The organism is Streptomyces exfoliatus, from assembly GCF_000725545.1.
GTDB lineage: Bacteria > Actinomycetota > Actinomycetes > Streptomycetales > Streptomycetaceae > Streptomyces > Streptomyces exfoliatus.
Genome location: NZ_JNZP01000016.1, coordinates 53,889 through 80,209 on the forward strand (window position 1 = coordinate 53,889; position 26,321 = coordinate 80,209).

22 protein-coding genes and 1 pseudogene are annotated in these 26,321 nt (G+C 72.6%); 11 read left to right on the plus strand and 12 right to left on the minus strand.

Features of this window, described 5'->3' with window-relative positions:
- Positions 1–2: 2 nt before the first annotated feature.
- Positions 3–233, plus strand: a complete 231-nt coding sequence (locus IO20_RS0120195; protein ID WP_030552537.1) for a hypothetical protein — start codon at positions 3–5, stop codon at positions 231–233.
- Positions 234–316: 83 nt separating this feature from the next.
- Positions 317–1,729 carry a flotillin family protein gene (locus IO20_RS0120200; RefSeq protein WP_030552539.1) on the plus strand — a complete coding sequence of 471 codons (1,413 nt, stop codon included), beginning with the start codon at positions 317–319 and terminating at the stop codon, positions 1,727–1,729.
- A gap of 129 nt (positions 1,730–1,858) precedes the next feature.
- Here the strand turns inward: IO20_RS0120200 and IO20_RS0120205 are convergent, their stop codons facing one another.
- Together IO20_RS0120205 and IO20_RS0120210 are read right to left on the minus strand one after the other, a co-directional pair.
- Positions 1,859–2,029, minus strand: coding sequence for a hypothetical protein (locus IO20_RS0120205; RefSeq protein WP_245684987.1), 171 nt, complete (start codon positions 2,027–2,029; stop codon positions 1,859–1,861).
- Positions 2,030–2,105: 76 nt separating this feature from the next.
- The gene (locus tag IO20_RS0120210; RefSeq protein WP_030552543.1) at positions 2,106–2,936 is read right to left on the minus strand and encodes a TIGR02452 family protein; all 831 of its coding nucleotides are present in this window, start codon (positions 2,934–2,936) and stop codon (positions 2,106–2,108) included.
- 239 nt (positions 2,937–3,175) lie between these two features.
- Here IO20_RS0120210 and egtA point away from each other — a divergent pair, with 239 nt between their 5' ends.
- The 4 genes from egtA to egtD are packed head-to-tail and all read left to right on the plus strand — an operon-like array spanning position 3,176 to position 7,486.
- Positions 3,176–4,435, plus strand: coding sequence for an ergothioneine biosynthesis glutamate--cysteine ligase EgtA (gene egtA / locus IO20_RS0120215; protein ID WP_030552545.1), 1,260 nt, complete (start codon positions 3,176–3,178; stop codon positions 4,433–4,435).
- A complete protein-coding gene (gene egtB / locus IO20_RS0120220) occupies positions 4,432–5,772 on the plus strand; it encodes an ergothioneine biosynthesis protein EgtB (RefSeq protein WP_030552547.1) in 1,341 nt (446 codons plus the stop codon). The genes egtA and egtB overlap by 4 nt, the downstream gene beginning before the upstream one ends.
- A complete protein-coding gene (egtC, locus tag IO20_RS0120225) occupies positions 5,772–6,524 on the plus strand; it encodes an ergothioneine biosynthesis protein EgtC (RefSeq protein ID WP_030552549.1) in 753 nt (250 codons plus the stop codon). Before egtB ends, egtC begins: the two co-directional genes overlap by 1 nt.
- Positions 6,521–7,486, plus strand: a complete 966-nt coding sequence (egtD, locus tag IO20_RS0120230) for an L-histidine N(alpha)-methyltransferase (protein WP_030552551.1) — start codon at positions 6,521–6,523, stop codon at positions 7,484–7,486. The genes egtC and egtD overlap by 4 nt, the downstream gene beginning before the upstream one ends.
- On the opposite strand, the gene IO20_RS0120235 is transcribed toward egtD, so the two are convergent.
- From IO20_RS0120235 to IO20_RS0120245, 3 genes are all read right to left on the minus strand, one after another.
- Positions 7,381–8,418, minus strand: coding sequence for a lysophospholipid acyltransferase family protein (locus IO20_RS0120235; protein ID WP_037635908.1), 1,038 nt, complete (start codon positions 8,416–8,418; stop codon positions 7,381–7,383). The two genes, egtD and IO20_RS0120235, sit on opposite strands and share 106 nt — an antisense overlap.
- Positions 8,415–9,257 carry a GNAT family N-acetyltransferase gene (locus IO20_RS0120240; protein WP_078946085.1) on the minus strand — a complete coding sequence of 281 codons (843 nt, stop codon included), beginning with the start codon at positions 9,255–9,257 and terminating at the stop codon, positions 8,415–8,417. The genes IO20_RS0120235 and IO20_RS0120240 overlap by 4 nt, the downstream gene beginning before the upstream one ends.
- 141 nt (positions 9,258–9,398) lie before the next feature.
- Positions 9,399–10,649, minus strand: a complete 1,251-nt coding sequence (locus IO20_RS0120245; protein ID WP_030552556.1) for an extracellular solute-binding protein — start codon at positions 10,647–10,649, stop codon at positions 9,399–9,401.
- Between the two features lie 251 nt (positions 10,650–10,900).
- Here IO20_RS0120245 and IO20_RS0120250 point away from each other — a divergent pair, with 251 nt between their 5' ends.
- The gene (locus IO20_RS0120250) at positions 10,901–11,119 is read left to right on the plus strand and encodes a dodecin (protein WP_030552558.1); all 219 of its coding nucleotides are present in this window, start codon (positions 10,901–10,903) and stop codon (positions 11,117–11,119) included.
- An 18-nt stretch (positions 11,120–11,137) separates the two neighbouring features.
- Here the strand turns inward: IO20_RS0120250 and IO20_RS0120255 are convergent, their stop codons facing one another.
- Both IO20_RS0120255 and IO20_RS42385 read right to left on the minus strand, forming a co-directional pair.
- Entirely contained in the window at positions 11,138–11,626 is a 489-nt protein-coding gene (locus IO20_RS0120255) for a phosphatase domain-containing protein (protein WP_030552560.1), read from the minus strand.
- Between the two features lie 109 nt (positions 11,627–11,735).
- Positions 11,736–12,691 (minus strand): annotated as a pseudogene (locus IO20_RS42385) (AraC family transcriptional regulator).
- A gap of 80 nt (positions 12,692–12,771) precedes the next feature.
- On the opposite strand from IO20_RS42385, the gene IO20_RS0120265 reads away from it, so the two are divergent.
- Positions 12,772–13,617, plus strand: coding sequence for an NmrA family NAD(P)-binding protein (locus tag IO20_RS0120265; protein WP_030552562.1), 846 nt, complete (start codon positions 12,772–12,774; stop codon positions 13,615–13,617).
- 91 nt (positions 13,618–13,708) lie between these two features.
- The gene (locus IO20_RS0120270) at positions 13,709–16,066 is read left to right on the plus strand and encodes an ATP-binding cassette domain-containing protein (protein ID WP_030552564.1); all 2,358 of its coding nucleotides are present in this window, start codon (positions 13,709–13,711) and stop codon (positions 16,064–16,066) included.
- 30 nt (positions 16,067–16,096) lie between these two features.
- Here IO20_RS0120270 and IO20_RS0120275 read toward each other — a convergent pair whose 3' ends face one another.
- The 3 genes from IO20_RS0120275 to IO20_RS0120285 are packed head-to-tail and all read right to left on the minus strand — an operon-like array spanning position 16,097 to position 19,509.
- Positions 16,097–16,843, minus strand: coding sequence for a succinate dehydrogenase/fumarate reductase iron-sulfur subunit (locus IO20_RS0120275; protein WP_030552566.1), 747 nt, complete (start codon positions 16,841–16,843; stop codon positions 16,097–16,099).
- Positions 16,840–18,783 carry a fumarate reductase/succinate dehydrogenase flavoprotein subunit gene (locus IO20_RS0120280; protein ID WP_030552569.1) on the minus strand — a complete coding sequence of 648 codons (1,944 nt, stop codon included), beginning with the start codon at positions 18,781–18,783 and terminating at the stop codon, positions 16,840–16,842. The genes IO20_RS0120275 and IO20_RS0120280 overlap by 4 nt, the downstream gene beginning before the upstream one ends.
- Entirely contained in the window at positions 18,784–19,509 is a 726-nt protein-coding gene (locus tag IO20_RS0120285; RefSeq protein WP_078623615.1) for a succinate dehydrogenase, read from the minus strand.
- Positions 19,510–19,605: 96 nt separating this feature from the next.
- On the opposite strand from IO20_RS0120285, the gene IO20_RS0120290 reads away from it, so the two are divergent.
- Together IO20_RS0120290 and IO20_RS0120295 are read left to right on the plus strand one after the other, a co-directional pair.
- Entirely contained in the window at positions 19,606–20,514 is a 909-nt protein-coding gene (locus IO20_RS0120290; RefSeq protein ID WP_030552570.1) for a LysR family transcriptional regulator, read from the plus strand.
- 75 nt (positions 20,515–20,589) lie between these two features.
- The gene (locus IO20_RS0120295) at positions 20,590–22,767 is read left to right on the plus strand and encodes a TerD family protein (protein WP_030552571.1); all 2,178 of its coding nucleotides are present in this window, start codon (positions 20,590–20,592) and stop codon (positions 22,765–22,767) included.
- Between the two features lie 141 nt (positions 22,768–22,908).
- Here the strand turns inward: IO20_RS0120295 and IO20_RS0120300 are convergent, their stop codons facing one another.
- Together IO20_RS0120300 and IO20_RS0120305 are read right to left on the minus strand one after the other, a co-directional pair.
- Positions 22,909–25,074, minus strand: coding sequence for a putative bifunctional diguanylate cyclase/phosphodiesterase (locus IO20_RS0120300; RefSeq protein ID WP_030552572.1), 2,166 nt, complete (start codon positions 25,072–25,074; stop codon positions 22,909–22,911).
- Complete coding sequence (locus IO20_RS0120305; RefSeq protein ID WP_030552573.1) at positions 25,071–25,883, minus strand: SAM-dependent methyltransferase; 813 nt, start codon at positions 25,881–25,883, stop codon at positions 25,071–25,073. The genes IO20_RS0120300 and IO20_RS0120305 overlap by 4 nt, the downstream gene beginning before the upstream one ends.
- Between the last annotated feature and the right edge of the window lie 438 nt (positions 25,884–26,321).

The following is a 26,321-nucleotide window of genomic DNA, read 5'->3' on the forward strand; positions in this document are numbered from 1 at the left end:
CCATGGACGACGCGTCGATGGACTCCCCGATGGTGGGACTGCTCGGCCGGGTGACCGGCACCGTCGGGCCCGGTCTCGTCGGCGAGGTGATCGTCCGGATCCGGGGCGGGGCCGAGCACTTCCTCGCCCATCCGGCCTCCCCGAAGGAGCGGATCGACGTCGGAACGGTCGTGATGGTCATGGAACATCTCCCTCCGCGTACCGTCTATGTCACAGCCGCGTACGGCGGTTGACGCAAGCGTTGAGTGGCGCCCGTCACAGGCGCACACTCCCTTCACCGGGTCCGTGTCGGCTCCGGTGAAGGGGGACCCAGTTCATGGGCATCGGCATTGTGGCGGGCGTCGTCGTCGGCGCCTTCGCCGTTCTCATCGGTGTGTTCAAAATGATGTGGCGCGTCGCCGAACCCAACGAGGCGCTGATCATCTCCGGTTCCAACCACAAGAACGAGGGCCTCGGCGCGGGGATGGGGTTCCGCATCGTCACCGGCCGCGGCACTCTCGTCCTGCCCGGCGTGCAGGCGGTGCGCAAGCTCTCGCTCGACCTCAACGAGACCCAGCTGTCCGTCGAGTGCGTCACCCACCAGGGCATTCCGCTCAAGGTCCGCGGTGTGGTGATCTTCAAGGTCGGTGACGACTTCGTGTCGATCGCCAACGCCGCACGCCGCTTCCTCGACCAGCAGAAGCTGATGAGCGAGCGCGTGCACATCGTCTTCGCCGGTCATCTCCGCGCCATCGTCGGCGGGTTGACCGTGGAGGACATGATCCGTGACCGGGAGAAGTTGACCGGCCAGGCCCGTTCGGCCTGTGGCACGGAGATGGAGAAGCTCGGTCTGATCGTCGACTCGCTGCAGATCCACGAGATCGAGGACCCGACCGGCTACATCAAGAACCTGGCCGCCCCGCACGCGGCCGCCGTCCAGCGGGACGCGCGGATCGCGCAGGCCGAGGCGAACCGGCGGGCGACCGAGGCCGAGCAGCAGGCCGCGGCGCGCATGTCGGAGGCGACACGCGACAGCGAGATCCTCCAGGCGGGCTACCAGGCCGAACGGGACGAGGCCACGGCCAAGGCCCGGCAGGCGGGGCCGCTGGCCGACGCTGCCTCGCGCCAGGAGGTCGTGGTCCAGGAGACCCGGGTGGCCGAGCTGGAGGGACACCGCAAGGAGCAGCAGCTGCAGGCGGAGGTCCGCAAGCCCGCCGACGCGATGGCGTACGAGACCCGGACGCTCGCCGAGGCCGAGCGTGACGCCCGGATCTCGGCGGCCGAGGCCGACGCGAAGGAGACGGAGCTGGCGAGCGCGGCCATGGCCACGGCGACCCGGCTCACGGGTGAGGCCGAGGCGGCGGCCCAGCACGCCAAGGGTCTGGCGGTCGCCGAGGCGACACGGGCGAAGGGTCTGGCGGAGGCCGAGGCGATCAAGGCGCGCGCGGCGGCGCTCGCCGAGAACCAGGAGGCGGTGGTCGCGCAGCAGCTGGCCGAGAAGTGGCCGGAGATCGTGTCCGCGGGAGCGTCCGCGTTCGGGAACGTGGATCAGATGGTGCTGCTCAACGGCGCCGACGGCATGGCGGACGTGTTCGCCAAGGCGCTGACCATGGGCGGGACCGGGCTCGGTCTGGCCCGGCAGCTGCTCTCCACGATGAACCCGGCCGCTCAGGAGCGGCTCGGTGCGGTGCCGCCTGCTCCTCGCGCGTCGGAGACGAGCGTGGAGATCACGGTGAGCGACGGGGAGTAGAGCGACGGGAAGCAGTGAGCGACGGGGAGTGGTCGCCCGTCCTCACCGTCCGTAGCGACCGGGCCCGGTGCCGTCGCGGCGCCGGGCCCGGTCGTGCGCGTGGCCTCGGTGGTGGCCTGCGTCGCCGGCTCAGTTGTGGCCGAACTTGCGTTCCTTGCGGTGGGACGTGTGCTCGACGAGGGGCATCGAGGGCTCTCTCCTCGGCGCCGCCGCGGTCTGCTCCTTCGCGGCCGCCTCGGTACGGTGCTCATGGCCGCCGGTACGGGCTCCCCGGTTCGCCCGGGTCTGTTTCTTGCCCACGATCCTGCCTCCCATGACGGGTGTCGGACTCGGTCCGTGTCCCCTCAGCCTGGCACGGGGGCAGGTCGGCCGCATGTCAGAGCGGGCGGCCCAGGACGCGGGCGAAGGCGGCGAGCGTGGGCGTGCCCGATCCGCGGTCCAGGATCGCGAAGACGACCTCCTCGAAGTGGCCGGCGAAGCGCCCGTCCCCGGTGAGCAGCGCCTTGAACGCGCCCGCGACCTGTGCCGGGTCGTTCTGGAAGACCCCGCAGCCCCAGGCGCCGAGCACGAGCCGCCGGTATCCCGTCGCCGCCGCCGTCTCGAGGACGCGCTCGGCGCGGCTCGCGAGGACGGCGGGAACGCGGCCGGCGAGTTCGGGGGTGCGGCGGCGGACGACGCCCGCGTTGGGCGCGGGCGAGGTGAGGAAGCCGACGGTGAAGGGGGCGTCGAGGAGGGTTCCGCGGTCGTCGCGGAAGACCGGCACGCGGGGCGAGTGGATGACCCGGTCGGTGTAGAAGGCGTCCCGTTCCTCCCTGTGGTGGGCGTAGTAGGCGGGGGCGCGCAGCAGTGTGGCGTGGAGGGCGGAGGAGCGGCAGAGCGCCTCCTCCTGGGCTTGGGCGCCGTTGAGGTAGCCGCCGCCGGGGTTGCGGGCGGAGGCGAAGTTCAGGACGGCCACCGGACGGGTGGTGTCGGCGGCGGTCATCCGGCGGGCGGCGGCCAGGCTGCTCTCGCCGGTGACGTCGATGGCGGGTGTGCGGTCGGTGTCGGGGGTGACCGAGACGGCGTCGGGGCCGTACAGGCGGGTTCCGGCCAGCGCCTCGGTCAGGTCGTCGGTGAGGGAGACGGTCCGGCCGTCGGGGGCCTGGTACCGGCCCGCCGCCACGATCTCCTCTGTCTGCCGCGCGATGGCGCGCAGTCGTGCACTCATGTGTCTCAGCATGATCGTTTCGTCCCGTTCGCCACAACGGGTTTCCCGGGACGGCCGGCCGCCGGGGACTCCGCGGCGGCCGGCCCGGGAGACACGGGCGGAGGGGCGATTTCGGAGACCCAGGGGCGCACGGGGGCGCATTCCACCGGTCCTGGGCGCTCTTGCACGCCGCCCGGTGGTGGCTTTAGGTGGAGACAGCGACTCCCCGGGAACAGTCCCGATGATCTGGAGGTGTACGGATGTCGTCGAGCGGCATACCGAGTGGCGGGCCCCCTCTCACCGAGCGGGAGGCGGAGGACCTGCTGCGATGTATCTGCTTCAAGACCGGCCCGCCCCGCACCGTGGGGGTGGAGCTGGAATGGCTCGTGCACGAGCTGCGTGACCCCCGGCTCCCCGTACGGCCGCCGAGGCTCGCGGCGGCCCTCGACACCGTGCGGTCCCTGCCGCTGGTGTCGTCCCTGACCTTCGAACCCGGCGGGCAGCTGGAGCTCAGCTCGCTCCCGGCCGGGTCGCTCATGGAGTGTCTCGACACGCTCTCCGCCGATCTGCGGGCGGTGCGGTCGGCGCTCGGACCGCTCGGTCTGACCCTCAGCGGATACGGGGTGGACCCCTGGCACGCGCCGCGCGGCCGGGTGCTCCACGAGCCGCGGTACGACGCCATGGAGGCCGCTCTCGACCGCACCGGGCCCGCCGGACGGGCGATGATGTGCGACTCGGCGTCGGTGCAGATCTGTCTCGACGCGGGCGTGGAGGAGCCGGGTCCGCTCGGCTACCAACGAAGATGGCGGCTCGCCCACCTCGTCGGCGCGGTGCTCGTGGCCGCTTTCGCCAACTCCCCGTTGCACGGAGGCCGGCGCACCGGCTGGCGCTCCACCCGGCAGGCCTTGTGGACCGACCTCGATCCCCGGCGGGCGCTCGCGCCGCCGCCGGACGGCGAGCCGCGCGCGGAGTGGGCGGCGCACGTCCTGGACACGCCGGTGATGTGCGTACGGGCCGAGGAGGGGCCGTGGGCCGTGCCGGAGGGGCTGACCTTCCGCGACTGGCTGCGCACCGGCCTGCCCCGGCCCGCCGACGCCGACGACCTGCGCTATCACATGACGACCCTCTTCCCGCCGGTCCGTCCGCGCGGCCATCTGGAGCTGCGGATGGTCGACGCGCAGCCGGGCCGGGACGGCTGGAAGGTGCCGGTGGCCGTGACGACGGCGGTGTTCGACGACCCGGAGGCGGCCGAGACCGTGTACCGGGCGGTCAAGCCGCTCGCGGAGCGGGCGGGGAGCGGCCCCGCGCCGCGCAATCCGCTCTGGCTCGCGGCGGCCCGCGAGGGGCTCGCCGACCCGGAGCTGCACGCCGCCGCCCGCGCCGTGTTCTCCGCCGCCCTGGAGGCGCTCCCCCGGATCGGGGCGAGCGAGGAGCTGCGACGGGCGGTCGCCGCCTTCCACGAGCGGTACGTGATCCCCGGGAGCTGCCCGGCCGACGACTTCGAGGCGGTGACGTCATGACGGCGACGACAGGAACCGAGCTCGATCCCGAGGTCCTGCGGCGGAGGGCCCTTGAGGCCCTGACCGTCGCCAGGGCCCGGACGGCACTGCTGACCTCCTGCGTGGAGGACGGCGAACTGACGGCGCAGCATTCCCCGTTGATGTCTCCGCTGGTGTGGGACCTGGCGCACATCGGCAACCAGGAGGAGCAGTGGCTGTGGCGGGCCGTGGCGGGGCAGGAGGCCCTGCGGCCCGAGATCGACTCGCTCTACGACGCCTTCGAGCATCCGCGCGCCACCCGCCCCTCGCTGCCGCTGCTCGCTCCGGGCGAGGCGCGGGCCTACGCGGCGGACGTCCGGCTCCGCGTCCTGGACATCCTGGAGCGCACGCCGTTCGAGGGGCGGCCGCTGCTCGACGCGGCCTTCGCGTTCGGCATGATCGCCCAGCACGAACAGCAGCACGACGAGACGATGCTGATCACCCATCAGCTGCGGAAGGGTCCGGTCGCGCTGACCGCTCCCCCGCCGCCCGCCACGGGCACCGGCCCGCTCCCCGCCGAAGTCCTCGTTCCTGGCGGCCCGTTCACGATGGGGACGTCCGGCGAACCATGGGCACTCGACAACGAGCGCCCGGCGCACCCCCGGATCGTGCCCGCCTTCCACATCGACACGACACCGGTCACCAACGGCGCCTATCTGGCCTTCATGGCCGACGGCGGGTACACGGACCGGCGCTGGTGGCGGCCCGAGGGCTGGGCGCAGATCAGCGAGCACGGCATCACGGCGCCGCTGTTCTGGCGCCGTGAGGGCGGCGAGTGGCTGCGCCGCAGGTTCGGGGTGACGGAGCCGGTGGCGCAGTCGCCCGCCGTGGAGGAGCCAGTCCTGCACGTGAGCTGGTACGAGGCGGACGCCTACGCGCGCTGGGCGGGGCGGCGGCTGCCGACCGAGGCCGAGTGGGAGAAGGCCGCCCGTCACGACCCGGTCTCCGGGCGGTCGCGCCGCTACCCCTGGGGCGACGCCGACCCGGGCCCCGAGCACGCCAACCTCGGGCAGCGGCATCTGCGGCCGGCGCCGGCCGGCAGCTACCCGGCGGGCGCCTCGCCGCTCGGCGTACGGCAGCTGATCGGTGACGTGTGGGAGTGGACGGCGAGCGATTTCCTGCCGTACCCGGGGTTCACGGCCTTTCCGTACAAGGAGTACTCGGAGGTGTTCTTCGGGCCGGAGCACAAGGTGCTGCGCGGCGGTTCGTTCGCCGTGGACCCGGTCGCCTGCCGGGGTACCTTCCGCAACTGGGACCTGCCGGTACGGCGTCAGATCTTCTCCGGCTTCCGTACCGCACGCAGCGCGGAGCTCGACTGATGTGCCGTCACATCGCCTACGTGGGCGAACCGGTGACGCTCGGGGAACTGGTCGTCGGCCCGGAGCACGCCCTGCTGCGCCAGGCCTGGGAACCCCGTACACAGAGCAGCGGCGTGGTGAACGCCGACGGCTTCGGGGTGGGCTGGTACGCGGAGGGCGATCCCGTGCCCGCCCGCTACCGGCGCACGGGCCCCATCTGGGGCGACCTGTCCTTCGCCGACCTCGCCCGGGTGGTGCGCTCGCGCGCGCTGCTCGCGGCGGTCCGCGGGGCCACCCTGCCGGGCGCGGACGGAGAGGCCGCGGCGGCTCCGTTCGCCGGCGGACCGTGGCTGTTCAGCCACAACGGCGCCGTCGCGGGCTGGCCCGACTCCCTGGCGGAGCTCGCCGGTGCGCTGCCGCCCGGTGATCTGCTTCGGATGGAGGCGCGCACCGACTCGGCGCTGCTCTGGGCGCTCGTCCTGCACCGGCTGCGGGCCGGTGACGAGCCGGGGCAGGCCCTGGCCGACACGGTACGGGAGGCCGCCGCCGCGGCCTCCGGATCCCGGCTGAACCTGCTGCTCACCGACGGTGTCCGGATCGCCGCGACCACCTGGGAGAACGGCCTCTGGTACCTGAAGGGTCCCGACCGGGTGGTCGTGGCCTCCGAACCGTACGACGACGATCCGCGCTGGCGGGAGGTCCCGGAGCACACGCTCCTGACCGCCACCCGCGCCGACGTCACCCTCACCCCGCTCAAGGAGCCGTCCGCGTGAGCCCGTACCAACTGACCCGTACCCTCGCCCCCGACGCCGCCGGCGCCGACCTGCGCGCCGATGTCCTCCACGGCCTGACCCGCTCCCCCAAGGAGCTGCCGCCGAAGTGGTTCTACGACGCCCGGGGCAGCGAACTCTTCGAGGAGATCACCCGGCTGCCCGAGTACTACCCCACGCGGGCCGAGCGGGAGATCCTGAAGGAGCGGGCACCGGAGATCGCCGCCGTCACCGGGGCCAGGACCCTGGTGGAGCTGGGCTCCGGCTCCTCCGAGAAGACCCGGTTCCTGATCGACGCGCTGCTGCCGGCGCTCGACGCCTACGTTCCCGTGGACGTGAGCGAGTCGGCGCTGACGGGGGCGGCCGAGTCGCTGCTCGCCGAGCGGCCCGGGCTGCGCGTGCACGCGCTGGTCGCCGACTTCACCCGGGGGCTCGCGCTGCCGGGGACGCCGGGGCCGCGTCTGGTGGCCTTCCTCGGCGGCACCATCGGCAATCTGCTGCCCGTCGAGCGGCTGACCTTCCTGCGCTCGGTCCGGGCGATGCTCACGCCGGGCGACGCCCTGCTGCTCGGCACGGATTTGGTGAAGGACGAGGCGACGCTGGTGGCCGCGTACGACGACACGGCAGGGGTGACGGCCGCCTTCAACAAGAACGTGCTGTCCGTGATCGACCGGGAGCTGGGCGCGGACTTCGATCCGGACGCGTTCGACCACGTGGCGGTGTGGGACCGCGAGCGGGAGTGGATCGAGATGCGGCTGCGGGCCCGCCGCGCGGTCACCGTGAAGATCCCGGAGCTGGACCTCGTGGTGCCGTTCGCGGCGGGCGAGGAGATGCGGACGGAGGTGTCCGCGAAGTTCCGTCAGGCGGGCGTACGGGCCGATCTCGCGGAGGCGGGGCTGGAGCTGGAGCGCTGGTGGACGGACAGCGAGGGCAGGTTCGCGCTGTCGCTGGCGACGGCCCGCTGAGCGACGACCCGCCGGTCGGCGCCTGACCGGTCGACGGCCGGCTGACGGACGGCCCGACGGTCGCCGGCTGAATGCTCGACGGCCCGACGGTCGGCTCCCGACTGCTCGACGGCTCGCTGGGCGGCTGCCGCGAGGGTACGGCGGTCCTGGTGCCGGAGGCCCGTGAGGGGCTCCGGCACCCGGACGACGGCGGTGAGCCGGCGGGGGGGGACGACCCGCCACAGGGAGGAGCCGAGCGGGTCGGCTCCGACGTAGGCGGCGGCGTCGGTGGGCCCGTAGTCGATCCGTACGGGCTGCACGGCGCGACCGGCGTCCAGGGCGGCCTGGAACGCGGCCGGCCGGAAGCGCCCGCCTTCCCGGCCGCACCAGGTGGATCCCTCCGGGAAGACGATCACCCGGCCACCGCCCGCGAGCACCCCGCTCATCTCGCGTACGGTGCCGGGCAGGGACCTGAGGCCGTCCCGTGCGATGAAGAGGGTGCCGCCGAGCGCGGCGAGCGTGCCGAGCACGGGCCAGCGGCGCACCTCCGACTTGGCGACCATCCGGCCGGGCAGGACGGCCGCGATCAGCGGGATGTCCAGCCAGGACACGTGGTTGGCGACGACGAGGAGCGGGCCGTCGGCCGGTACTCCCTCGTACCGGGCGCGTACCCCGAAGGCGCGGACCGCCGCCCGCGTCCAGTGCCGGACGAGGGCGAGCCGGACGGCGGTCGGAAGGAGCCCGGTGGCCGGGGCGACCAGCAGGCCGAGGAGGACCGTGCCGAGGCCGGCCGTCAGCCGGACCAGGGCCCGTACGACTCCGGCCTGGCCCGGGGCTCCGTCGGACTCCGGGTGGGCGGACTCCGGGTGGGCGGACTCCGGGTGGGCGGCGCAGCGGCCCGGGGTGCAGGGCGCCGTGGGGAGCCACGGCGAGGGGGCCGTGGTCCCGTTCACCGTGCCGGGGTGAGCGAGAGGAAGTGCTTGAGGTAGCGCGGGTTGGTCCGGCGCAGCGAGAGCAGGACGTAGAGGTCGGCGACGCCGAACGCGGGGTCGTGCGCGGGGGCGCCGCAGACCCAGGCACCGAGCCGGAGGTAGCCGCGCAGCAGCGGGGGCAGCTCGGCGCGGCCCTCGGGGCGGGTGATGCCCTCGGAGTTCCAGAGCTTGTGCGGGGTGACCCAGTACTCCTCGGGGGCGAGGTGCTTGGCCTTGACGGTGTCCCAGGTTGCGGCGGCGAGGGTGCCGCCGTCGGCGAGCGGGAGGGAGCAGCAGCCGGCGAGCCAGTTGTGGCCGGTGCGGGTCATGTAGCGTGCGAGGCCGGCCCAGATGAGGGCGATGACGGCGCCGTTGCGGTGGGCGGGGTGGACGCAGGAGCGGCCGACCTCCACCAGGTCGTGCCGGACGGGGGCGAGCCGGGTGAGGTCGAACTCGCTCTCGGAGTAGAGCCGTCCCGCGACGGCGGCCCGGTCGGGCGGCAGGAGGCGGTAGGTGCCGACGACCTCGCCGGTGCTCTCCTCCCGGACGAGGAGGTGGTCGCAGTACGCGTCGAAGGCGTCGATGTCGAGGCCGGGCTCGGGGCCGTCGAGCCGGGCGCCGAGTTCACCGGCGAACACCTGGTGGCGCAGCCGCTGGGCGGCGCGGACGTCCTCCTGGTCGCGGGCGAGCCCGACGATGTAACGAGGCGTGGGCGCTTCGACGAGGGGGACTGACCGCTGGTCGGCGGCCTGCGGCTGGATGGGGACGGCGATCGGCTGGGGCTGGATGGGGACGCCGAGCGTGGGGGTCGGTGCGGACATGTCGGGCTCCTCCGGCGTACGGAAGCGGGAACGGGGCAGGTGCCGGGCCGTGTGAGCGGTGGCCCGGCTCCCTACTTCTTCCGTCACCGGCTGGATTCGACATGACCGTCCGGGGGATCGCGGGTGTGGAGGCGCTGAATGCTATTCGGCGAGGGTGTCCGTGATCGCGGCCGAGGCCTCCCTGGCGGCCTTCAGCGGGTCCTCGCCCTGGAGGACGGCCGTCATGTAGGGCTTGATGGGGTTGTCGGCCTCGACGTCCGCCCACTGCGGGGAGTTGGGGGTGGCCCGGCCTCGCGCGGCGCCCTTCGCCATGACGGCGATGGCCTCCTCGCCGGCGACGACGGAGGCGAGCGCCTTCTTGTTGGGCACGTAGCCCATGGTCCTGGCCAGCTCGGTCTGCCACTTCTCGCCGGCCAGCGCCTTGACGACGTCGAGGGCGGCCCCGCGCTGGGGCGCGTTCTCCGGGATGATGAGGTCGGAGCCGCCGGTGAACACGGCGCACGGCTGGTCCGCCTTGGCGCCGGGTATCGGGAAGTAGCCCAGCTTGTCCTTCAGTCCGGGGTTGGCCTTGAGGATGGCGGCGACGGCGCTGGGCGCGGCGATGAGCTGGGCCACGTCCCCCTTGGCGAAGACGTCGGCCTGCGGCGGGTTCTGCTCGTCGGCGTCCTTCGGGCCCGAGCCGAGGGACTGGAGGCTCTTGTAGAAGGCCATGCCGCGCTGGGCGGCCGCGCTGTCGAGCGCGCCGGTCCACACGCCGCCCTTGCCGGTGGCGAGTTCGCCGCCCTCGTCCCAGATGAAGCCGGCGAGGGTGTACCAGTCCTGCCCGGCGAGGTAGATGCCCTGGGAGCCGCTGGTGTTGAGCTTCTCGGTGTCGGTGAGCCACTCGGCGCGGGTGGCCGGCGGCTTGTCGATCCCGGCGTCCGCGAACAGGTCCTTGTTGTAGATGACGATGCGGTTCGCCGCGTACCAGGGGATGCCGTACTGGGATCCGCCGATGCTGCCGGGCTCGGCCAGGCCGGGCAGCCAGTCCTCGCTGCCGAGGTCGCGGACCGACTCGAGGGTGAGGTCGTAGAGCTTCTCGGTGTCGGCGTACTGGGCGACCTGGGTGTTGCCGACCTCGATGACGTCGGGTCCGCCGGACCCCTGGATCGCCTCGGTGACCTTCTTGCCGATGCCGGTCCACTCCTGGACGGTGACCTGGAGTTCGACGCCGTCGTGTTCCTGCTCGTACGCCTCGGTGAAGCGGGTGAGGAAGTCCTCGCTGACACTGTCCCGCATGAGCCAGATGTTGACGGTCTTCGTCCCGCCGTCGCCGCCCGGCAGCATCCCGCAGCCGGCGAGGGCGAGCGCGGTGGCGGCTGCCAGGGGACAGACGAGATGGCGGTTCTTCACGGAGGTCACCTTCTGCGGGTGCAGCACGGGGTCGTGCGCATGGGGGCTGACCCGGCATGGGGGGACCGAACGGGCTGTTCGCGCGGGTATGTGGCCTGGATTCTGGTCTGGACCAACGGGATGGTCAAGTCCTTGACGATCCCGCCCCCACCTCATCCCCACCTCGCACGCCCGACAGGGCGCTGTCGTGTCGCGCGGCGACCGGCCCTGGGGCACCGTGGAGAAAACGCACCGAGAGGAGCCCTGCCCCCATGTCGAACCACACCTACCGCGTCACCGAGATCGTCGGCACGTCCACCGAGGGCGTCGACGAGGCCATCCGCAACGGCATCGACCGTGCCTCACAGACGCTGAGGGGCCTCGACTGGTTCGAGGTGACGCAGGTCCGCGGTCACCTCGTCGACGGCTCGATCGAGCACTACCAGGTCGGACTGAAGGTCGGGTTCCGCCTGGAGGACGAGACGGCCTGAGCGGCGGCCCGGGCGGGATCAGGTCCTGCCCTCCTTCTCCTGGGCGTCCCTCAGCGTCTGCGACGGGGTCGCCCACAGGGCGCGTACGACACGGAACCCGGCCGTCTCCGCCGCGTCGCAGACCAGCAGGTCGTCGTCGACGAGCATCCTGACCGTGCGGTCGGCGCCGAGCCGGCGCAGGATCTCCACCTTGGTCACCCGGGCGGGCCTGAAGTCGCGGTTGCGGCGCATGTGCACCGGCCCTTCCGGGAGCCGGTGCGCGGCCAGCCAGTCGAGGGTGTCCCGGCGGCAGCGCTCCGGCCGCCCGGTGAGATAGACGATGTCGCACTCCACCGCCGCCTCCCGGCACAGCGCGATCCCCTCGTCGAGCGGCGGATCGTCGGGCGCCGCCGCGAAGAAGGCGTCCCAGTCCTTGGGCCGCCGCTCCAGGAAGTGCTGACGGTGAGCGGTCGCGGCGAGCGTGTTGTCCAGATCGAAGACGGCCAGAGGCCTGTTGTCGGCGGTCACGTCCCCAGCCTAGGAGCCGAACGGCGTGGGCGGCACGGTGGGCCGCCCGGGCACGTCTCAGGGCCGTGGCGGCCTCCGGTCGGTGCCGCGGCTCTCGCGTGACGTTCCGTCAGGCGCTCGGTCCGCGGCCGCGCAGGGTCGCCGCCCGGTGCTGCGTGGGGGTGATGCCGCGGTGGCGCTTGAAGGCGACGCTGAGGGCGAAGGTGGTGGAGTAGCCCACCTTGTGGGCGATGGCGCCGACCGTGTCGTCGGTGTCACGGAGCAGGTCGGCCGCCAGGGCGACGCGCCACGTGGCCAGGTGGGTCATGGGCGGCTCGCCGACGTGGCGGGCGAAGTCACGGGCCAGAACCGACCTGGAGACTCCCACCCCGGCCGCCAGGGACGCCACCGTCCACGGGTGCGCCGGGTCGTCGTGCATCAGCCGGAGGGCCCTCGCGACGGCGGAGTCGTCCGTGGGCCGGTACCAGGCGGGTGCGTGGTTCCTGGGACGGTCGAACCAGGCGCGCAGCGTGGAGACAAGGATCAGGTCGAGCAGCCGGTCCAGGACGGCCTGCTGGCCCGGCTTGTCGCGGCGCACCTCCTCGGCGACCAGGGTGAGGAGCGTACGGTCGCTGTCGGCCTCCGGTACGACGAGGACGTCCGGCAGCGCGTCCAGGAGGCGGTCGCCGATGCCGGTGCGGCTCTCGTAGGCGCCGCTGACCAGCAGGGCCGAACCCGTCTCGTCGACTCCGCACGTCCGCGGGTCGAGGGCCGGTTCGCCGGCCACGGCCGCGCGCGCGGTGCGGGCGCAGTAGTCCGCGCTGGTGATGACGCGGGCGGGCGGCGCGGCGCCCTCCTCGGCGACGGTGTACGGGGCGGGGCCGCGCAGGACGGCGATGTCACCGGAGCCGAGTTCCGTCGGCTCGCCGTCGGCGGGGGTGATCCGGACCCGGCCGTTCAGCGCGGCGACCAGCGTCAGGGGGCACCGCTGGCGAAGCGCAGGGACCAGTGCGGGCTGATGACCGTCCGGGTGAACACCGCCCCGCGTGCCCGTACTCCATCCAGCAGTTCCGCCAGCGTGTCCACCCCTCAAATGTAGACGCCCGAACATCGGCCCGGGCGTCTCGGCCATGGCCCCGTCCCCCGCCGCGGGGTTGGGTTGCCCCATGACCGAACAACCGATTCTGATCACTGGTGGTACGGGCAAGGTCGGCGGACGCGCCGTTGCCCAACTCGGCGCGAAGGGTGTCGCCGTGCGCGTGGGCTCGCGTTCCGGCGACCCCCGTTTCGACTGGATGGACCGAAGCACGTGGGACGCCGCTCTGGACGGTGTGAAGAAGGTCTTCGTCGTGCCGCAGGACGGCGAGCGGCTGACGCGGCCGTTCGTGCGGCGCGCGAAGGAGCTGGGGGTCGAGCGCATCGTGCTCCTGTCGGGCCGCGGTACCGACGTTCCCGGTTACGCCAAGGAGGACAGCGTCGCGGGCAGGACCCACATCGACGGCGAGGACGCCGTACGGAACAGCGGTCTGGAGTGGACCGTCGTGCGGCCGGCGTGGTTCGCGCAGAACTTCAGCGAGGGCTTCTTCCGTGACGCGGTGATCGGCGGGGAGCTGCGCCTGCCTGCGGGCGACGGCGCCGCGAGCTTCGTGGACGCCGAGGACATCGCCGCGGTCGCGGTCGCCGCGCTCACCGGGGACGAGCACGTGGGCAGGACCTACGAGCTGTCCGGGCCGAGCGCGCTGACCTTCGGCGAGGTGGTGGACCTCATCTCCGACGCCACCGGCCGCCCGGTGCGCTACGTGCCCCTTTCGCCCGAGGACTTCGTGGCCGAGCTCGTCGCCGAGGGCTGGCCCGAGGCGGACGCCGAGGACTACGCCGACTCGGTCGGTCCGATCCGGCGGGGCATGGACAGCCATCTGTCCGACGGCGTGCGGACCGCGCTCGGCCGGCCGCCCCGCTCCTTCGCCCTGTTCGTGAAGGAGGCCGCGGCCGCCGGCGCCTGGCGCGACTGACGTGAGGGACGGGCGGCGACGCCACTGTCCGCACGAGAAGGCCCCTCGGCCGCGACCGGAACAGAAGGGGACCAACGGGTAACATCGCCGCATGCCCGACAGCCCCCATGATCCGTACGTCCGTGTCCGCGGTGCCCGTGAGCACAATCTCGCCGGGGTGGACGTCGACATCCCGCGTGACGCGCTCGTCGTCTTCACCGGGGTCTCCGGTTCCGGCAAGTCGTCCCTGGCCTTCGGGACGATCTACGCGGAGGCGCAGCGGCGCTACTTCGAGTCGGTGGCGCCGTACGCGCGCCGGCTGATCCACCAGGTGGGGGCACCGGCGGTCGGCGAGATCAGCGGGCTGCCGCCTGCGGTCTCCCTCGAACAGCGCAGGTCCTCGCCGAACGCCCGCTCCTCCGTCGGTACGGTGACCACCCTCTCCAACTCCTTGCGGATGCTGTTCTCGCGCGCCGGGACCTACCCGGAGGGCGCCGGGCGGCTCGACTCCGACGCCTTCTCGCCCAACACGGCGGCGGGGGCCTGTCCCGCGTGCCACGGACTCGGGCGGATCCACGAGACGAGCGAGGAACTGCTCGTCCCCGACCGTGAACTGTCGATCCGTCAAGGTGCCATCGCCGCTTGGCCGGGTGCCTGGCAGGGGAAGAACCTGCGGGACGTCCTCGACACCCTCGGGTACGACGTCGACCGGCCGTGGCGCGAGCTCGACGCGAAGGACCGGGAGTGGATCCTGTTCACGGACGAACAGCCGGTCGTCACCGTCCATCCGGTCCGGGAGGCCGATCGCATCCAACGGCCCTACCAGGGAACGTACATGAGCGCCCGCCGGTACGTGATGCGGACCTTCTCCGACTCGAAGAGCCCGACGCTTCGCACCAAGGCGGAACGCTTCCTCACCAGCGCCCCCTGCCCGGTGTGCGGCGGCGGCCGGCTGCGGCCCGAGGCGCTGGCGGTGACCTTCGCCGGCCGGACGATCGCCGACCTCGCCTCGCTGCCCCTCACCGTCCTGTCGGGGCTGCTCTCCGCCGGGGCCGCGTCACCGGCCGGTGGCTCGGAGACCGCGCGGGTGCTCACCGGGGACCTCGTGGCCCGGATCGCGACGGTGACCGAACTCGGCCTGGGCTACCTCAGTCTGGACCGCGCCACCCCCACCCTCTCCAACGGGGAGCTCCAGCGGCTGCGGCTCGCCACGCAGCTCCGCTCGGGGCTCTTCGGCGTGGTGTACGTCCTCGACGAGCCGTCCGCCGGCCTGCACCCGGCCGACACCGAGGCCCTGCTCGTGGTCCTCGACCGGCTGAAGGCGGCCGGGAACTCGGTCTTCGTCGTCGAGCACCACCTCGATGTCGTCCGGCACGCCGACTGGCTCGTGGACGTCGGCCCGCGTGCCGGAGTCCACGGCGGACGGGTGCTGCACAGCGGTCCGCCGGAGGGCCTCGCGGACGTCGAGGCGTCCGCGACCCGGCGCTTCCTCTTCGACCGGGCGCCCGCGCCCGCGCGGAGGGTACGGGAGCCGGCCGGCTGGCTGCGGACGGGCCCGCTCACCCGGCACAACCTGCGCGCGGTCGACGCGGCCTTCCCGCTCGCCGTCCTGACGGCCGTCACCGGCGTCTCCGGCTCGGGGAAGTCGACGCTCGTCGGTGCGCTGACCGAGGAACTCGCGGGGGTCGGGCGTCTGGTGACGGTGGATCAGCGGCCCATCGGTCGTACACCGCGCTCCAACCTGGCCACGTACACGGGTCTCTTCGACGTCGTACGCAAGCTGTTCACGGAGACGGAGGAGGCGCGGGCGCGCGGCTACAAGGCCGGCCGCTTCTCCTTCAACGTCCCGGGTGGGCGCTGCGAGACCTGCCAGGGCGAGGGTTTCGTCTCGGTGGAGCTGCTCTTCCTGCCGAGCACGTACGCGCCGTGCCCCGACTGCCACGGCGCCCGCTACAACCCGGAGACCCTTGAGGTGCGGCTGCGGGGCCTCACCATCGCGGAGGTCCTCGACCTGACCGTCGAGTCCGCCGCCGCGTTCTTCGACGACACCCCGGCCGCCGCCCGGAGCCTGCGCACCCTGCTCGACGTGGGCCTCGGGTATCTGCGGCTCGGGCAGCCCGCCACCGAGCTGTCCGGCGGCGAGGCGCAGCGCATCAAGCTGGCGTCCGAGCTCCAGCGGCCGCACCGCTCCCCGACCCTGTACGTGCTCGACGAGCCGACGACCGGGCTGCACCCGGCGGACGTCGAGGTCCTCATGCGCCAGCTCCACGGCCTCGTGGACGCCGGCCACTCGGTGATCGTCGTCGAGCACGACATGGACGTCGTCGCCACCGCCGACTGGGTGGTCGACCTCGGGCCGGGCGGCGGCGACGAGGGCGGCCGGGTGGTGGCGGCAGGCCCGCCGGCCGAGGTGGCGGCCTCGGCGGAGAGCCGGACGGCTCCGTACCTGGCCAGGGCGCTCGGCGGCTGACCCGGGCCCCCGCCCACCCTGACCCCGGCCCTACCCCTTCACCTTCCTCCGCGCCCGCAGCCACTCCTTGTTCATGGCCGAGATCGACGGCAGCGGGATCCCCTTGGGGCACGCGGTCGCGCACTCCCCCGTCAGGGTGCAGCCGCCGAAGCCCTCCGCGTCCATCTGGGCCACCATGTCGAGGACCCGGGTCTCGCGCTCGGGCGAACCCTGGGGCAGGACGTTCAGGTGGTTGACCTTGGCCGAGGTGAAGAGCATCGCCGAGCCGTTCGGGCAGGCCGCGACGCACGCGCCGCAGCCGATGCACTCCGCGTGCTCGAAGGCCGAGTCGGCGTCCGCCTTCGGGACGGGGGTCGCGTGGGCCTCGGGGGCCGCGCCCGTGGGCGCGGTGATGTAGCCGCCTGCCTGGATGACCCGGTCGAAGGCGGAGCGGTCGACGACGAGGTCCTTGACGACGGGGAAGGCCGCCGCGCGCCAGGGCTCGATGTCGATGGTGTCGCCGTCGCGGAACGCCCGCATGTGGAGCTGGCAGGTGGTGGTCCGCTCGGGTCCGTGCGCGTCGCCGTTGATGACGAGGCTGCACGCGCCGCAGATGCCCTCACGGCAGTCGTGGTCGAAGGCCACGGGGTCCTCGCCCCGCAGGATGAGGTCCTCGTTGAGGGTGTCGAGCATCTCCAGGAAGGACATGTCGGCGGAGATGCCGTCCACGTCGTAGGTGGACATGGCGCCGGGGGTGCCGGCGTTCCGCTGGCGCCAGACGCGCAGGGTGAGCCTCATGCGTAGCTCCGCTGGGTGGGGTGGACGTACTCGAAGGTGAGGTCCTCCTTGTGGAGGACGGGCGCGCCGCCGCCGTCGAACTCCCAGGCCGCCACGTACGCGAACTCCTCGTCGCGGCGGGCGGCTTCGCCGTCCGGGGTGCGGTGTTCCTCGCGGAAGTGGCCGCCGCAGGACTCGGCGCGGTGGAGCGCGTCGAGGCACATGAGTTCGGCGAGTTCCAGGTAGTCGACGACGCGGTTGGCCTTCTCCAGGGACTGGTTGAACTCCGCTCCGGTGCCGGGGACCTTGACGCGGTTCCAGAACTCCTCGCGGATCTCGGGGATGCGCCGCAGTGCCTTCCGGAGTCCTTCCTCCGTGCGGGCCATTCCGCAGTACTCCCACATGAGGGTGCCGAGTTCGCGGTGGAAGGAGTCGGGGGTGCGGTCGCCGTCGACGGCGAGCAGCAGGTTCAGCCGGTCCTCGGTCTCGGCGAGCACCTCCCGTACGGCCGGGTGGTCGTCGGCGACGGGTTCGGCGTGGGGGTGGCGGGCGAGGTAGTCGTTGACGGTGGCGGGGAGGACGAAGTAGCCGTCGGCGAGGCCCTGCATGAGGGCGGAGGCGCCGAGCCGGTTGGCTCCGTGGTCGGAGAAGTTGGCCTCGCCGATGGCGAAGAGGCCGGGGACGGTGGTCTGGAGGTCGTAGTCGACCCAGAGTCCGCCCATCGTGTAGTGGACGGCGGGGTAGATCCGCATGGGGACCTCGTACGGGTTCTCTGCGGTGATCCGCTCGTACATGTCGAAGAGGTTGCCGTACTTCTCCTCGACGGCGGCCCGGCCCATGCGGCGGATCGCGTCGGCGAAGTCGAGGTAGACGCCCTCGCCGCCGGGGCCGACGCCGCGGCCTTCGTCGCAGACGTTCTTGGCGGCGCGGGAGGCGATGTCGCGGGGGACGAGGTTGCCGAAGGAGGGGTAGATCCGCTCCAGGTAGTAGTCGCGCTCGTCCTCGGGGATGTCGGCGGCGGGGCGGGTGTCGCCCTTGGCCCTGGGGACCCAGATGCGTCCGTCGTTGCGGAGGGACTCGCTCATCAGGGTCAGCTTGGACTGGTGGTCTCCGGTGCGCGGGATGCAGGTGGGGTGGATCTGGGTGAAGCAGGGGTTGGCGAAGTACGCGCCGCGCCGGTGGGCCCGCCAGACGGCGGTGGCGTTGGAGTTCATGGCGTTCGTCGACAGGTAGAAGACGTTGCCGTAGCCGCCGGTGGCGAGGACCACGGCGTCCGCGTAGTGCGTGGAGATCTCGCCCGTGATCAGGTCGCGGGCGACGATGCCCCGGGCGCGGCCGTCGACGACGACGAGGTCGAGCATCTCCGTACGGGCGTGCATCTCGACGTTGCCGGCGGCGATCTGCCGGGAGAGGGCCTGGTAGGCGCCGAGGAGGAGCTGCTGCCCGGTCTGGCCGCGGGCGTAGAAGGTGCGGGAGACCTGGACGCCGCCGAAGGAGCGGGTGTCGAGGAGTCCGCCGTACTCGCGGGCGAAGGGGACGCCCTGGGCGACGCACTGGTCGATGATCTCGACGGAGATCTGTGCGAGGCGGTGGACGTTGGACTCGCGGGCGCGGAAGTCGCCGCCCTTCACGGTGTCGTAGAAGAGGCGGTGGATGGAGTCGCCGTCGTTGCGGTAGTTCTTGGCGGCGTTGATGCCGCCCTGGGCGGCGATGGAGTGAGCCCGGCGCGGGGAGTCCTGGAAGCAGAACTGGACGACCTGGTAGCCCTGTTCGGCGAGGGTGGCGCCGGCGGAGCCGCCGGCGAGGCCGGTGCCGACGACGATGATCCGGTGCTTGCGGCGGTTGGCGGGATTGACCAGCTTCGCCTGGAAGCGGCGGGTGTCCCAGCGTTCGGCGACGGGTCCTGCGGGGGCCTTGGTGTCGGCGATCGGCTCGCCCACGCGGTGGTCGGGGAAGGTCATTCAGCTCACCACTCCGGTCATGACGGCGACGGGGACGGAGACGAAGCCCGCGGTCAGGGCGAGCGCGAGGCCGTTGGCCGCGCCCCTGAGGAGGCGTTCACGGCGGGCGCTGCCGATGCCGAGGGTCTGGGCGGCGCTCCAGAAGCCGTGGCGGACGTGGAGGCCGACGGCGAGCATGGCGACGATGTAGATGACGTTGCCGTACCAGGTGGAGAAGGTGTCGACGACGTTCTGGTAGGGCCTGCCCTCCTCGAAGCCGCCGGGGTGGACGGTGCCGGTGGTCAGGTCGAGGACGTGCCAGACGATGAAGAGGGCGAGGATGATCCCGCCCCAGCGCATGGTGCGGGTGGCGTACGAGGCGCCCTTGCGGCGATGGACGTACGCGGTGGGGCGGGCCTTCAGATCGCGGCGGCTGAGCTGGTACGCGGAGACGGCGTGGGCGACGACCGCGGCGAGGAGCACGATCCGGACGAGCCAGAGGGCCCACTCGTGGTGCAGGACCGGAGCGCCCATGACCCGCAGCCAGTGGCCGTAGGCGTTGAACTCCTCGGGGCCGAAGAAGACCTTGAGGTTGCCGGCGACGTGGGCGACGAGGTAGCCGAGCATGAGCAGCCCGCTGACGGCCATGACCGTCTTCTTGCCGAGGGTCGATGACAGGAATCCGCGTGACGGTGTGGGGGACGGCGGTCGGCCCGCCGTCCGGTCCCTCGTGGGTGCCAGAGCCATGTTCACGACGCTAGGGCCGAAGGACCCGAGAGGTCCAAGACATGGTCCGGCTGATCTCGATAGGTGGCGCCTATTGATGTGGCGTACGCTGGGCTCATGCAGTTCCAGCAGCTCCTCTACTTCGTCGCCGTGGCCGAGACCCGTCACTTCACCCGGGCCGCCGAGCGCGTCCACGTCTCGCAGCCCTCGCTCTCCCAGCAGATCAAGGCCCTGGAACAGGAGTTGGGCGCGGAGCTGTTCAGCCGCGCCCGGGGGAACATCACGCTCACCGACGCGGGCGAGGCCCTGCTGCCGCTCGCGCGCCGGATCCTCGCCGACACCGAGACGGCCCGCCTCGAGGTGCAGGAGCTGGCGCAGCTCAAGCGGGGCCGGGTACGCCTCGGGGCGACGCCGAGCCTGTGCACGGGGCTGCTGCCGGACGTGCTGCGGGCCTTCCACGACCTGCACCCGGGGATCGAGCTGCTGATCGAGGAGGGCGGCTCGCACGATCTCGTACGGGAGCTGGCGCGCGGCGCCCTCGACCTGGCGCTCGTCGTGCTGCCCCTGCCGACCCCGTCACCGGCCCTGACCACGGTCGAGCTGCTCCGGGAGGACCTCGTGGTGGTCTCCTCCGCCTCGGCACCGGCACCGAGGCGCCCCGTCCGGATCACGGACCTGCGGGACCAGCCGCTCGTGATGTTCCGGCACGGCTACGACCTGCGGGAACTGACCGTGGCGGCCTGTCGGGCGGCGGGGTTCGAGCCCACCTTCACCGTCGAGGGCGGCGAGCTGGACGCGGTCCTCGGATTCGTACGGGCGGGGCTCGGGCTCGCGGTCGTCCCGGCGATGGTGGCGGCGCGCGCGGGCCGCGACCTGCGGGTGACCGCCCTCGCCCGGCCGGGCCTGCGCCGCACCATCGCCCTGGCCCACCGCAGCGACGTGGCGCCCCCCAGGGCGGCCCGGGAGCTCCAGCGGATGCTGCTCGCCTCCCGCCGGGGCCGGGGTGGGGAACAGGGCCGGGACTGAGGCGCGGGGCCGGCCGCACGCCCCTGCCCCGAAATCCGCGTGCGACGGGCGACGGACGGCTGCGAGCATGCGTCCATGGCTGACTCGCTCGAACATCTGGTCGTCCGGCACACCCGCCGTCTCCCCTCCCCCACCGGCCCGGCCGGGGACGGGAGCACCGCCGCGCGCAGGTTCGACGCGGCCTTGATGACCGCCGGGTTCAAGCTCTCGGCCGAGCTGATCGAGCGCCTCTCGGGGCTCACGGAGGCGACGGTCGTCGAGACCGCCGTCCGCACCCTCGCCACGGTCCGCGAACTGGTCGGCGACCATGTGCGGCACAACGTCTACTTCGTCGACTTCCCGGCCAACGTGCCGGACACGCTCGACTTCTGGACGGCGTGCCTGACCGAGGCGCTCGACGACGGCGACAGCCGCGCGCGGACGGTCGACCAGCTGCGCGCGGGCGTCCTCGACCTGCTGACCCTCCCGTCGTACGGCCGCTACCAGCACACGTACGAGGAGATGCTCGCCGTGCACGACGAGCTGATCGCGGCGGCCGGTGACCGCCTGACCGTGCTGCACCTCGGCGCGGACGCGGACACCGAGGTCACCGCGCTCTATCTCGCCCTGGCGGGGAGCACGACCCCGCTCGGCGAGGAGCACCTGCGTGATCTGGCCGTGCTGGCCGAGCACGGCGCCGACGGCCCCCAGCCCGGGGAGATCCCGGTCCGGGAGAACCGCGCCGTCGTCAACGCGGCCCGGCTCCGAGTGGGCGCGGCGCCGCTGTTCGACACCGTGACCGACGTCCTGCGGCTGGCCTGCGCCCTCGCGGACGGCGATGTCACGCTGCGGGAGCCCACCCGTTTCCGCGCACTGTCCCGGCCGTACCGCCGCGCCCTGCTCGCGGGGCTCGACGCGGTCGTGGCCGCGTCGCCGGCCAAGCTGTCGGACGTGAACGCGCACGGGGAGGCGTGGAAGCGGCTCGGGGAGCGGCTGCACCCCCACGAGTACCCGCACTGGCCGCACGCCGCCGAGGTGTTCGCGGTCGCCCGGAGGGAGCGTGAGGCGCCGTCGTTCGACAGCCGTGTGGAGGAGATGCTCGTACGGGGCGATGTCGCGGGCGCGGCAGAGCTGATGGCCTCCCACGCGCCGGGACGGCTGTTCCGGGCCCTGGACCGGCTCGTCCGCACCGCGCGGGAGGGCGAGGAGCGGGAGGCGGTCCTCGCGGCCGTCGAGCGGGCGGCGCCGGAGGTGTCGGGCCGGGTCGTCCTGTCGGTCCGCGAACACGTCCAGAACCGCGCGGGCGGGAGCGGCGGGGCGCGCAGGGTGTTCGTGAACCGGGAGGCCAAGGCCTGGGTCACGGACGACACGCGTCCGCCGCTGGAGGACGCCGCCCGCCGACGGATCATCGCGGTCCTCGATGCCGAGACCCGCCGCCGACTCCCCTCCCCCGAGCGCCTGTTGATCGACCCCGATGTCCTGGACGTGGCCCTGCCGCTGAGCGGACGGGCAGCCTCGGAGGGGCTGGGCGTGCTGCCGCGCGGCTCGGTCTCGCCGGTCGAGGGGGAGTTGCTGCGCTTCTTCACGTACTGGAGGCAGGCGCGGTACACGACCGACCTCGATCTCTCGGCGCTCGTCCTGGACGCCGACTACTCGACCGTGACGTGGCTGTCGTACACGGCCCTGACCGACGTCGAGGGCCGGCACTCGGGTGACATCACCGAAGCACCGGACGGGGCTTCGGAGTTCATCGATCTGCGGCTCGGCGCGGTGCGGGGCACGTTCATCGTGCCGCAGGTGCACGTCTTCTCGGGAGAGCGCTTCGACGAGGTGGCGGAGGGCTTCTTCGGCTTCATGCTGCGCGAGTCCGAGCAGGGCGGGCGGCCGTTCGAGCCGCGCACCGTGCGGATGAAGTCGGATCTGCGCGGTCCCGGCTGGGTGGCCCTGCCGCTCGCCTTCCGGCGGGACGACGAGGGCCGCTGGCACGCGCACTGGCTGCACCTGTACCTGAGGGGAGCGCCGTCGGCGAACCAGGTCGAGGGGCACCGGGTGACGATCGCGGTCGTGATGCGCGCCCTGCTGGGACGCACCCACCTGACCGTACGTCATCTCGTGGCGCTGATGGAGGAGTCGGGGTCGGAGACGACGCTGTGGGACGGCCGGACGGTACCGGAAGGACCGGTCACGTACATCGGTCTCGAGCGGCCGGAAGGTCTGGCTCCTGGCTCGCGTGTGCTCACCCCGGAAAATCTGCGCGACCTGCTGCCCGCCTGAGTGTTACGGTCGTTCCGGGGCGAGGCCATGGAGAGGCTTCCTTCTACCCACTCCTTGAAATAGCCTCTCCGCTTTCCTCCCCCGTACCTCTTCCCGGCCTCCCCGCTTCCCGCGGGGAGGCCGGTTCCGTATGCGCGACCTTCAGACCGCGTCCGCCAGGAGCAGCGAGTGGATGCGGTCCGGGGCTCCGGGGCGGGCGTAGTACCAGCCCTGGGCCGTGTCGCAGCCGAGCTCGCGGAGCTGGCGGGCCTGGGCGCCGGTCTCCACGCCCTCGACGGTGACGGCGAGTTCCAGGCTGTGCGCCAGGGAGACGATCCCCTCGACGATCTTGAGGTCGACCGGGTCCACCGGGTGCTGCTGCATGCCCCGGGTGAAGGAACGGTCGAGCTTGAGGACGCTCACCGGCAGGCGGCGCAGGTTGGCCAGGTTCGAGTAGCCGGTGCCGAAGTCGTCGAGCGCGATGTCCACGCCCATCTCGGCGAGCTGCCGCAGCGGCTTGAGCAGGTCCTCGTCGGCGCCGATGAGCGCCGACTCGGTCACCTCCAGGCAGAGGGCGCCCGGTTCGAGCCCCGACCGCTCCAGGACGTCGACGGTGTCGGCGACCAGGCGCGGGTGATGGAGCTGGGTCGGGGAGAGGTTGACGTTGATCCGCAGCGGGCCGCCGTCGGAGTGCCGGGTCTGCCAGAAGCGGGCCTGCCGTACGGCCTCCTGGAGCACCCACCGGCCGAGCGGCACGATGAGGCCGGTGTCCTCGGCGAGCGGGATGAAGCGGTCGGGGCCGAGCACCCCGTGCTGCGGGTGGCACCACCGCACGAGCGCCTCGGCGCCGTGCACGCTGCCGTCGCCGAGGTGGACGAGCGGCTGGTACTCGATGAAGAACTCGCCGCGCTCCAGGGCGGCCGGCAGGGCCGTGGTGAGTCCGTGCCGGGTGATGGCGCGGGCGTCGGCCTCCGCGTCGGCGAGCTCGAAGCGGTTTCCGCCGGCCGACTTGGCGCGGTACATGGTGATGTCGGCGCTCCGCAGCACCTCGGCGGGAGTGCGCTCGCCGGCCGGGCCCTCGACGACGCCGAGGCTGCCGCGGACGGTCAGTTCGCGGCCGTCGATGCGCAGGGGCGTGGAGAGTGCGCCGAGGATGCGGTCCGCGAGTTCGGTGACGTCCCGTTCGCCGCCCGGCGCGGTGGTGAGGGCGACGAACTCGTCCCCGCCGAGCCGGGCCACCATCTCGCCGGATCCGGTGACGCAGCTCTGGAGCCGGTCGGCGACCTCGACGAGCAGTCGGTCGCCGGTGGAGTGGCCCAGGCTGTCGTTGATGACCTTGAAGCCGTCGAGGTCCAGGTAGCAGAGGCCGAAGCGGGCGTTGTCGCCGGGCGCGAGGGCCTTCTCGAGGCGCTCGAAGAACAGGGTCCGGTTGGGCAGGCCGGTGAGCGCGTCGTGGGTGGCCTCGTACCGCAGGCGCAGGTGGAGCAGGCGCCGTTCGGTGGTGTCCTCCATGAGGGCCAGCTGGTACTGGGGGTTGCCCTCGGCGTCCCGGAGGAGCGAGACGGTGAGGTTGGTCCACAGAACCGTTCCGTCACCGCGGTAGTACGGCTTCTCGACCCGGTAGGAGTCCCGGTCGCCGCGGACCAGCTCGTCGTACAGCTTCCAGACGTGCGGGCCGTCCTCGGGGTGGACCCACTCGCTCACGTTCCGGCTGCGGACCTGGCCCTCCATCCCGCCGAACATGCGGGTGAGGGTCTCGTTGACCTCAAGGACGTTGCCGTCGAGGTCGGCGATGCCGATCCCTATGGCCGCCCCGTCGAAGACCGCCCGGAAGCGGCTCTCGGTGGCGTGCAGGGCGATCTCGGCGGCGCTGCGGGCGGAGAGCGCGGAGCGGGCGATGGCCTCCTGCTCGGCGCGGGTCCGCTCGCGCAGCGCCTGCGCGTAGCCGGCGGCCATGGCGTGCTGGAGCCGGGCGCAGCGGGCCCGGAGCTCCTCGACCGGCAGGTCCGACGCCCCACCGCAGTACAGCACCAGGTACGAGTCGACGACGCCGAGGCTGCGGCCGAGCGCGTCCGGGTCGGTGCAGTGGGCGGCGACGAGGGCCGCGCCGGTGCGCTGGGCCGGGGCCGTGTCGAACGGCCGGGCGTGCAGGGCGTCGTAGAGGGTGCGGGCGAGGGGCAGCAGATGCCCCTCGAACTCGGCGCGGGTCAGCGAGGTGGCGGTCACCGGGAAGATCGCACGGCTCCAGATGGTGACGAACCGCCTGAGTCTGTCCTCCGGGCCGTCCGCTTCGGCGACCGCGCCGGACGGCTGCGTCGGGACCTTCACGCCTTGCGCCCCACCCCTGCGAAACCGGAGAAGGCGAAGGGATCCTCCTCCTCGACCGGACTGTCCGGTCGCCAGAGGGGCATCGGGACGAGGCCGGGCTCGACCAGTTCGGTGCCCTCGAAGAAGCGGGTGATCTCGTCGCCGGAACGCATCACCAGGGGGTTGCGGATGTTCCGGTAGACGCCGACGGTGCCGCCCGCCTGTTCCTCGGAGAGCGGGATGCCCTCGTACGAGGCGTGGGTGAGGACGACGAGGCTGCCGGGCGCGAGGGCGGCGATCAGCTCGGCGACGGCCTCGTGCGGCCGGTCCTCGTCCTCCAGGAAGTGCAGGACGGCTACGAGGAGCAGCGCCACGGGCCGCTCCAGGTCGAGGAGTCGGGTGACCTCGGGGCTGTGGAGGATGTCGGCCGGCTTGCGGAGGTCGGCGGCGACGACCGTGGCGCCCTCGTCGCCGTCCAGGACCGCGCGGCTGTGGGCCACGGCGACCGGGTCGTGGTCGACGTAGACGACCCGGGCGGTGGGGTCGGCGGCGCGGGCGACCTCGTGCACGTTGCCGAAGGTGGGTATGCCGGAGCCGATGTCCAGGAACTGGGTGACGTCGTTGTCAACGGCGTGGCGGACGGCGCGTCGCATGAAGGCACGGTTCGCCTGCATGATCTTGGGCAGGCCAGGCATGAACTCCATGGCCTTGCGCGCCGCTTCCCGGTCCACTTCGAAATTGTGCGAGCCGCCCAGATAGAAGTCGTACATACGGGACACGCTCGGCACCGAAATGTCGATACCCGGCGGAGCCCAGGCGGGACGCTCCATCAATGTCTCCAACAAGTCGCCATGGGGGATGCGGCCATGTGTTCGCGGCCGGTGTTCGAGGTGAGGCTACTGATCACCCGCCGAGAGAGCGAGTAGAAACGGAAATTCGCGGTCCGTTCTTGGTCACACGCCATTGGCACGTGCTTCTCGGAGCGAAGATTTCACGCCTTCAGGCTGTGCATTTTCACGTGCATGTGACTGTGCGTCGGCTCCACGGCCGGCAGTCGTTTCCTCCGATGTGCCCCCAGGCCCGGTCGGCGCCCGGTCCGTCGCCCCCTTCGGGCCCGGTCATCGGTGCAGGATCCCCCGTGACCGCTCTGCCCGACAGGGCGACAACCGGACAGAAATCCCTTCGGAGCCCGGAACGACCGGAGTCGGCCGTCTCCGCGCATCCGATCGGGGCCTCGACCCCCGGAATTGCGCCCCGCGCGCGCCCCC

What these genes read in the sequence shown, in the direction of transcription:
- IO20_RS0120295 (WP_030552571.1), top strand. Translation starts at nt 20,590, where the DNA reads ATGGCTGACTCGCTCGAACATCTGGTCGTCCGGCACACCCGCCGTCTC.
- IO20_RS0120250 (WP_030552558.1), top strand. Translation starts at nt 10,901, where the DNA reads ATGTCGAACCACACCTACCGCGTCACCGAGATCGTCGGCACGTCCACC.
- IO20_RS0120200 (WP_030552539.1), top strand. Translation starts at nt 317, where the DNA reads ATGGGCATCGGCATTGTGGCGGGCGTCGTCGTCGGCGCCTTCGCCGTT.
- egtB (WP_030552547.1), top strand. Translation starts at nt 4,432, where the DNA reads ATGACGGCGACGACAGGAACCGAGCTCGATCCCGAGGTCCTGCGGCGG.
- IO20_RS0120240 (WP_078946085.1), bottom strand. Translation starts at nt 9,257, where the DNA reads ATGTCCGCACCGACCCCCACGCTCGGCGTCCCCATCCAGCCCCAGCCG.
- IO20_RS0120210 (WP_030552543.1), bottom strand. Translation starts at nt 2,936, where the DNA reads ATGAGTGCACGACTGCGCGCCATCGCGCGGCAGACAGAGGAGATCGTG.
- IO20_RS0120270 (WP_030552564.1), top strand. Translation starts at nt 13,709, where the DNA reads ATGCCCGACAGCCCCCATGATCCGTACGTCCGTGTCCGCGGTGCCCGT.
- IO20_RS0120305 (WP_030552573.1), bottom strand. Translation starts at nt 25,883, where the DNA reads ATGGAGCGTCCCGCCTGGGCTCCGCCGGGTATCGACATTTCGGTGCCG.
- IO20_RS0120265 (WP_030552562.1), top strand. Translation starts at nt 12,772, where the DNA reads ATGACCGAACAACCGATTCTGATCACTGGTGGTACGGGCAAGGTCGGC.
- IO20_RS0120280 (WP_030552569.1), bottom strand. Translation starts at nt 18,783, where the DNA reads ATGACCTTCCCCGACCACCGCGTGGGCGAGCCGATCGCCGACACCAAG.
- egtC (WP_030552549.1), top strand. Translation starts at nt 5,772, where the DNA reads ATGTGCCGTCACATCGCCTACGTGGGCGAACCGGTGACGCTCGGGGAA.
- IO20_RS0120285 (WP_078623615.1), bottom strand. Translation starts at nt 19,509, where the DNA reads ATGGCTCTGGCACCCACGAGGGACCGGACGGCGGGCCGACCGCCGTCC.
- IO20_RS0120275 (WP_030552566.1), bottom strand. Translation starts at nt 16,843, where the DNA reads ATGAGGCTCACCCTGCGCGTCTGGCGCCAGCGGAACGCCGGCACCCCC.
- IO20_RS0120195 (WP_030552537.1), top strand. Translation starts at nt 3, where the DNA reads ATGGACGACGCGTCGATGGACTCCCCGATGGTGGGACTGCTCGGCCGG.
- IO20_RS0120290 (WP_030552570.1), top strand. Translation starts at nt 19,606, where the DNA reads ATGCAGTTCCAGCAGCTCCTCTACTTCGTCGCCGTGGCCGAGACCCGT.
- egtA (WP_030552545.1), top strand. Translation starts at nt 3,176, where the DNA reads ATGTCGTCGAGCGGCATACCGAGTGGCGGGCCCCCTCTCACCGAGCGG.